The 6457-nt window shown below is 70.7% G+C and carries 8 protein-coding genes and 1 tRNA gene; 6 read left to right on the forward strand and 3 right to left on the reverse strand.

Translation table 11 applies throughout. The features are described from left to right. The first annotated feature begins 35 nt into the window (after positions 1 to 35). Positions 36 to 479 (forward strand): ATP-binding protein, encoded by a 444-nt coding sequence (locus ACFVH5_RS25670; RefSeq protein WP_385836129.1) that lies wholly within the window; start codon positions 36 to 38, stop codon positions 477 to 479. Positions 480 to 489: 10 nt separating this feature from the next. Here the strand turns inward: ACFVH5_RS25670 and ACFVH5_RS25675 are convergent, their stop codons facing one another. After that, complete coding sequence (locus tag ACFVH5_RS25675; protein WP_385836130.1) at positions 490 to 1383, reverse strand: NADP-dependent oxidoreductase; 894 nt, start codon at positions 1381 to 1383, stop codon at positions 490 to 492. Between the two features lie 93 nt (positions 1384 to 1476). Here ACFVH5_RS25675 and ACFVH5_RS25680 point away from each other — a divergent pair, with 93 nt between their 5' ends. Next, positions 1477 to 2064: a TetR/AcrR family transcriptional regulator gene (locus ACFVH5_RS25680; RefSeq protein ID WP_385836135.1), complete on the forward strand. Its 588-nt coding sequence runs from the start codon at positions 1477 to 1479 to the stop codon at positions 2062 to 2064. Positions 2065 to 2163: 99 nt separating this feature from the next. Here the strand turns inward: ACFVH5_RS25680 and ACFVH5_RS25685 are convergent. After that, positions 2164 to 2251 (reverse strand) — tRNA-Leu (locus ACFVH5_RS25685). Between the two features lie 208 nt (positions 2252 to 2459). Between ACFVH5_RS25685 and ACFVH5_RS25690 the strand changes: the two genes are divergently transcribed. From ACFVH5_RS25690 to ACFVH5_RS25700, 3 genes are all read left to right on the forward strand, one after another. Beyond that, complete coding sequence (locus ACFVH5_RS25690; protein WP_385836131.1) at positions 2460 to 3785, forward strand: M20/M25/M40 family metallo-hydrolase; 1326 nt, start codon at positions 2460 to 2462, stop codon at positions 3783 to 3785. Positions 3786 to 3941: 156 nt separating this feature from the next. After that, positions 3942 to 4175, forward strand: a complete 234-nt coding sequence (chpH, locus tag ACFVH5_RS25695) for a chaplin ChpH (protein ID WP_107021063.1) — start codon at positions 3942 to 3944, stop codon at positions 4173 to 4175. A 180-nt stretch (positions 4176 to 4355) separates the two neighbouring features. Further along, positions 4356 to 5249, forward strand: a complete 894-nt coding sequence (locus tag ACFVH5_RS25700; protein ID WP_385836132.1) for a chaplin — start codon at positions 4356 to 4358, stop codon at positions 5247 to 5249. A gap of 73 nt (positions 5250 to 5322) precedes the next feature. Here the strand turns inward: ACFVH5_RS25700 and ACFVH5_RS25705 are convergent, their stop codons facing one another. Then, the gene (locus ACFVH5_RS25705) at positions 5323 to 5511 is read right to left on the reverse strand and encodes a DUF5703 family protein (RefSeq protein ID WP_107021061.1); all 189 of its coding nucleotides are present in this window, start codon (positions 5509 to 5511) and stop codon (positions 5323 to 5325) included. 47 nt (positions 5512 to 5558) lie between these two features. Here ACFVH5_RS25705 and ACFVH5_RS25710 point away from each other — a divergent pair, with 47 nt between their 5' ends. Next, entirely contained in the window at positions 5559 to 6314 is a 756-nt protein-coding gene (locus ACFVH5_RS25710; RefSeq protein WP_385836133.1) for a hypothetical protein, read from the forward strand. The last annotated feature ends 143 nt before the right edge of the window (positions 6315 to 6457 follow it).

Here is a 6457-nt window from a genome sequence, read left to right on the forward strand (position 1 = left end):
TCGGCGGCCCCGCCGCGCCCCGCAGGCTGACGCACATGCAAGCCCCCTACATCCCCGCCCCCGCGCAGCCGACCCGCACGTTCGCGCAGCGCTTCTCCGCCACGAGGCGCGGCGCGCGCCTGGCCCGACTGCTCGCGGCGCACCAACTCACGGAGTGGGGCCACCCGTACGGCACGCAGGTGTACGGCACGGTGGTGCTGGTGGTCGCCGAACTCGCCGCGAACGCGGCCTTGCACGGCCGGGTGCCGGGCCGGGACTTCGCCCTGTACCTGGCCTGGGGCGAGGCGCGAGGCGTGATCCGCATCGAGGTGACGGACACGCACCCCGCCCTGCCGACCCGCAGAACCCCACCCCCGGAAGAGGGCCAGGGCCGAGGCCTGCTCCTCGTCGACGCACTCGCCACCCACTGGGGCGTACGGGACCGGGTGGGCCCGGGCAAGACGGTGTGGGCGGAGTGCGCGACGTCTCCGCCGGCCTGAAGGCGCTGCTTCAGACGATCAGGACCCGCCGCCCACGGGTGTGACCGGCTCGGCTGTCGATGTGCGCCGCCGCGGCCTCGGCGAGCGGGTACGACTTCTCGACCGGGATGTGGAGTTCCCCCCGCGAGATGAGCGCGGCGGCTTCGGCCAGGGCGTCCGGCACGCTCCCGGCCACGCCGGAGAACCGGACGCCGAGCCCCGGCGCGTCGAGATCGGCGATGGAGATCACCTTCCGTGGGTCGCCGGTCAGCTCGACGAGTTCGGGGATCACGCCCGAGCCGGCCAGATCGAGGGCTGCGTCGACGCGGCCGAGCCGCCGTACCCGCTCGACCCAGCCGTCGCCGTACGTCGAGGCGAGGGCGCCCAGGCTCCGCAGGTAGTCCTGGTTCGCGGCCCCGGCGGTGCCGATCACCGTGATGCCGCGGGCGCGGGCGATCTGCAGCACCGCCGATCCGACCCCGCCGGACGCGCCACTGACCAGGAGCGTCTGTCCGGGCCGCACGCCGACCTCACGGATGACGCGCAGCGCGGTCTCCATCACGGAGGGATATCCGGCGGCCTCCTCGAACGTCAGGCCCTCGGGCATGCGGGCCCAGGCCGAGAGCACGGCGAACTCGGCGTAGGTGCCGGCGCCCTCACCGAACACGTGGTCGCCGACCTCGACGTCTTGGACCCCCTCGCCGACCTCGTCCACCACTCCGGCGGCGTCGATCCCGACGCCTGCGGGCAGCTCGATCGGATGGGCCCCCAGGACCTGGCCCTCACGGACCCTCCAGTCGACGGGGTTCACGCCCGCCGCCCGCACGGCGACGCGTATCAGGCCGGGACCCGCATGGGGTTCCTCGGCATCCATGAGGTGCAGGACGTCCGGACCGCCGAACTCGGCGAAGCTCACTTTCTTCATGCGATGGACGGTAACACTAACGGTTAGTGTTTTGAATCTGCTTCACTTTCGTACTCGTTTCATATTTGTACCTGATAGTCTCGACGTATGACCGTGCCTGTGCCGCCCGGACGTCGTGAGCGCAAGAAGGCCGCGACCCGCCAGAAGATCGCCGACGCGGCCATGCGGCTCTTCCTGGAGCGCGGGTACGACGCGGTGGGCATCCGTGAGGTGGCCGCGGAGGCCGATGTGGCCGTGACCACGCTCTTCTCCCACTTCGCGGCCAAAGAGGCCCTGGTGTTCGAGCAGGACGAGGACTTCGAGCGGCGCCTGACGAGGGCGGTCACCGGCCGGTCGCCGGACGAGCCGCTCATCCCCGCGCTGCGCCACGAGATCCAGGCACTGGTGCGGCACTGCACGGCGGACACCGCCGCCCCGGTCTGGCGCATGATCGACGAATCGCCCGCTCTGCGGAAGTACGAGGAGTCGATGTGGCTGCGCCACGCGGAGACGCTGGCGACGGCCATGGCGGCCGATCCCGGACTGGCGCTGACCGCGACGGCGGGCCGGGCGATCGCGAGGTTCGTGGTCGACGCCTATGCGCTGGCCCGTGAGGAGGCCGATCCGCAGGCCGCGGTGGACGAGATCTTCCAGATGATCGAGGCGGCCTGGGAGGCCGCCCACCCCGTACGACACGCGTGAGGGGCTTCGCCGGGCCGACCGGTCCGCCCATGAGGCCGAAAAGCAGAAAACCCCACCTGAAGTGGGGTTTCGCTTGCTGACTCGTGTGACTGCTACAGCTGGTGTCCGAGGGGGGACTTGAACCCCCACGCCCGATAAAGGGCACTAGCACCTCAAGCTAGCGCGTCTGCCATTCCGCCACCCGGACAAGGTGTCTGTCGCGCGGGGTTCCCCTCGCGGCGACGAAGGAAACATTACCAGGCTTTGGAGAGCCCCCGATCACGGGGCGCCGGCCGGGCGGCGGGCGTGAACGGCGTGTGACGGGCGTGGTCCGGCCTTGGGCGGGGAGGAACGGAGAGAGAGGATGAGGGAGAAGGACGTGGGTGACCACCAGCAGTGACAGTGGGAGGAAGCACGTGAGCGAGCAGGACACGACCAAGGGCATCAAGGGTGAGGACGAGGTCGTCGACCTCTGCCGCGAGCTGATCCGGATCGACACCAGCAACTACGGCGATCACTCGGGCCCGGGCGAGCGCAAGGCCGCCGAGTACGTCGCGGAGAAGCTCGCCGAGGTGGGTCTCGAACCGCAGATCTTCGAGTCGCACACGGGCCGCGCCTCCACGGTGGTCAGGATCGAGGGCGAGGACCGCTCGCGGCCCGGACTGCTCATCCACGGCCACACCGACGTCGTACCGGCGAACGCCCAGGACTGGACGCACCACCCGTTCTCCGGCGAGATCGCCGACGGCTGCGTGTGGGGCCGTGGCGCGGTCGACATGAAGGACATGGACGCGATGACCCTCGCGGTCGTACGCGAGCGGATGCGCAGCGGTCGCAAGCCTCCCCGCGACCTCGTGCTGGCCTTCCTGGCCGACGAGGAGGCGGGCGGCACGTTCGGCGCCAAGCACCTGGTCACCAAGCACCCCGACCTCTTCGAGGGCGTGACGGAGGCGATCGGCGAGGTCGGCGGTTTCTCCTTCACGGTCAACGAGAACCTGCGGCTGTACCTGGTGGAGACCGCCCAGAAGGGCATGCACTGGATGAAGCTGACCGTGGACGGCACCGCCGGGCACGGTTCGATGATCCACAAGGACAACGCGATCACCGAGCTGTCGGAGGCCGTGGGACGGCTCGGCCGGCACAAGTTCCCGGTGCGCGTGACGAAGACCCTGCGGCACTTCCTGGACGAGCTGGGCGACGCCCTCGGCACCGAGCTGGACCCCGAGAACATGGACGCGACGCTGGCCAAGCTCGGCGGGATCGCCAAGCTCATCGGCGCCTCGCTCCAGAACACCGCCAACCCGACCCAGCTGGGCGCGGGCTACAAGGTGAACGTCATCCCGGGCCAGGCGACCGCGCACATCGACGCCCGCTACCTGCCGGGGTACGAGGAGGAGTTCCTCGCCGACCTGGACCGCATCCTCGGCCCGAACGTGAAGCGCGAGGACGTGCACGCGGACAAGGCCCTGGAGACCACCTTCGACGGGGCCCTCGTGGACGCCATGCAGACCGCGCTGATCGCCGAGGACCCGATCGCGCGGGCCGTCCCGTACATGCTCTCCGCCGGCACCGACGCCAAGTCCTTCGACGACCTCGGCATCCGCTGCTTCGGCTTCGCCCCGCTGAAGCTGCCGCCGGAGCTGGACTTCGCCGGGATGTTCCACGGTGTCGACGAGCGGGTCCCGGTCGACGCCCTGAAGTTCGGTGTGCGGGTGCTCGACCGCTTCATCGAGGCCTCCTGAAATAAACCGCTGAAACGACACTCCAATAATCGCCAGCGCGTACGGGGCCGACTGAGAAGAGTGAATGCGCTCATAAGCTCGTAGCCCTATTACTCCCTCCTCGTTACTGCTGATGTGATCCGCGGCTGGGATCACATTTGCCAACTAGGAGGAACAATGATCAAGAAGATCGTCGCCGCTGCGGCTGCCACGGGTGGCCTCGTTCTCGCCGGTGCGGGTCTTGCGGTTGCCGACGCCGGTGCGCAGGGTGCTGCTGTCGGCTCCCCGGGCGTGCTCTCGGGCAACGTCGTCCAGGCGCCCATCCACATCCCGGTGAACGTCTGCGGCAACACGGTCTCCGTGATCGGGCTGCTGAACCCCGCCTTCGGCAACACCTGCACCAACGTCTGACCCTGTGCTCGACGTCTGACGATGTGCTCACCTCATGAGGGCCTGCATCCCATGAAGGTCTGAATCCATGAGGGTCTGAGTCCGCGGCCCCGGAGTGCGTGCCATGCGCTCCGGGGCCGCCGACATTTCGTATACCGCGATATCGCGCACCACACGGTTCACAAGGGGCAGGGAAAAGCTATGCGACAGGTCACCCGCAAAGGCCTGATGACGGTGGCGGCGGCGACCGGGGTCCTCGCGGCCACCGGTGGTTACGCCCACGCCGACTCGGGGGCGCACGGCACCGCTTCGGGCTCCCCGGGCGTACTCTCCGGCAACTCGGTACAGGCGCCGGTGCACGCGCCCGTCAACGTCTGCGGCAACACCGTGAACGTGGTCGGCGTGCTCAACCCGGCGGTCGGCAACAAATGCAGCAACAAGGGGGCGGGCAAGGGGACCGGCTCCGGCCACCACGGGCACGGCGGCTCGGGCGGTGGAACCGGATCGCACGCCGGGGGTCACACCGGAGGCTCGCCCGGCGTGGGCTCCGGCAACCATGTGCAGATCCCGGTCGACGTACCGGTGAACGTCTGCGGCAACAGCGTCTCCGTCGCCGGAGTCGGCAACACGGCCACGGGCAACGCCTGCGGGAACACCGGCCGCGGCGGGCACGGAACCACGACTCCCGGGCACGGCGGGCACGGCGGGCACGGCGGAAACGGCGGGCACGGCGGAAACGGCGGGCATGGCGGGCACGGCTCGCCGGGCGGGCCGGGACAGCCCGGTGACGCAGGGCACCCGGGTACGCCGGGCGGGCCGGGCAAGCCGGGGGAGTCGGACGGCTCGGGGCAGCCCGGTTCGTCGGGACACGGAGGCGGGGGCACCTCGAACGCCGACGCCTCGAACGCGCATGCCTCGGATGCGAACGGCACGGGCGCGAACGCCCTCGGCGACCGGGCCGCCGGCCGCCCCGACGGTTCCGCGCACCTCGCGCAGACCGGCGCCGATGTGCCGCTCGGCCTCGTGCTCCCCGTGGGCGCGGGCGCGCTGCTGGCGGGCGCCGTGCTCTACCGCAAGGCACGCGCCTCGGCGTGAGCGACTGATCCCCGGCAGGTCGGACGGAGCGGGTCCCGCACGAGCGGGCCCGCTCCGTTTCAGCCTTCCCGTGTCACCAGGTGGCGCGCACCTGGCGGATGATCCGCCGGCGCAGCCGCACCCTGCGGCTGCCGTCGGTATGCAGGCTGAGGCGGTCCAGTTCCCAGTGTCCGTACTCCGCGTGGTCAGTCAGCAGGCGTGCCGCTTCCTTGCGGGAGACCCCGCGCGGCACATACACGTTGACAAATTCGTATTCCGGCATCGCATCTATTGTGCGTGCGGAGGCCCGGTACGGATAGCGTCTGCACTATGTCTGATGCTGCGCAGCCCACCGCTGCCGAGGTACGCGCCGCCGCCGAGGCGGTCAAGACCGCGCTCGACCGCCACCTGGCGGCGGTCGAGCGCAGGTCGGGTGAGGACGACCCGGCCGTCTACGAGGCGTTCAACGAGTTGGCGGCCGCCGCCGAGGAGTACGACGAGCTTCTCTACGACCGCTACGACGAGGTCACCCCTTTCGAGATCCCCGGCTCGGACGACGCCCTGCCGCCGTACACCGGGCCGGAGGAGCCCAACGCGCTGAGCGTGCTGATCCGCCGGGACTACGCGGTGGTGGAACCGCAGCGGCTGCTGGCGCAGGCCCAGCGGGTCGAGGCGGTCGAGGAGTCCGGGGCGGTGACGGCGGGCTTCGACGCCGCGTCCGGGACCGTGCACGGTGCGCTCGGCGTCCTCTTCGGCGAGTTCGAGCCCGACGAGATCGCCTCCCGGCACAAGGAGTTCGGCCTGGAGGAGGGCGACTCGACGCTGTGGGTGACCGCCTCGGACGAACCGGCGGACCCGGGTGAGTGGCTGGAGGCCCCGTTCGACCAGGCCGACACCCACCAGGTGGTGTGCCGCTTCGACGTCAGCGCGGTCTTCGACGACGACGCCGATGACGGCATCGACGACCTGGACGACATCGAGGACGAGGTGCCGGACACCGCCGAGCCGGAGCCGGCAGGCACCCTCGACGGGACGGAAGCGGAAGCGGGCGTCGAGGACCTGCGGTCGCGCAACGCGGACCGCTGACGGTCCGGCCGCACTGCGACGGTCCGGCCGCACTGCGACGGTCCGCCCGCACTACGACGGTCCGCCCGCACTACGACGGTGGCGGGGCACGGCCCCCCAAGGGGGCGGGGGCCGCCACCGGCCCCGGCGGGAGAACGGGCGGG

The organism is Streptomyces sp. NPDC127119, from assembly GCF_042677425.1.
Lineage (GTDB): Bacteria > Actinomycetota > Actinomycetes > Streptomycetales > Streptomycetaceae > Streptomyces.

Coding starts and splice junctions, on each gene's coding strand:
- chpH (WP_107021063.1), top strand. CDS start 3,942: ATGATCAAGAAGATCGTCGCCGCTGCGGCTGCCACGGGTGGCCTCGTT.
- ACFVH5_RS25670 (WP_385836129.1), top strand. CDS start 36: ATGCAAGCCCCCTACATCCCCGCCCCCGCGCAGCCGACCCGCACGTTC.
- ACFVH5_RS25675 (WP_385836130.1), bottom strand. CDS start 1,383: ATGAAGAAAGTGAGCTTCGCCGAGTTCGGCGGTCCGGACGTCCTGCAC.
- ACFVH5_RS25710 (WP_385836133.1), top strand. CDS start 5,559: ATGTCTGATGCTGCGCAGCCCACCGCTGCCGAGGTACGCGCCGCCGCC.
- ACFVH5_RS25700 (WP_385836132.1), top strand. CDS start 4,356: ATGCGACAGGTCACCCGCAAAGGCCTGATGACGGTGGCGGCGGCGACC.
- ACFVH5_RS25705 (WP_107021061.1), bottom strand. CDS start 5,511: ATGCCGGAATACGAATTTGTCAACGTGTATGTGCCGCGCGGGGTCTCC.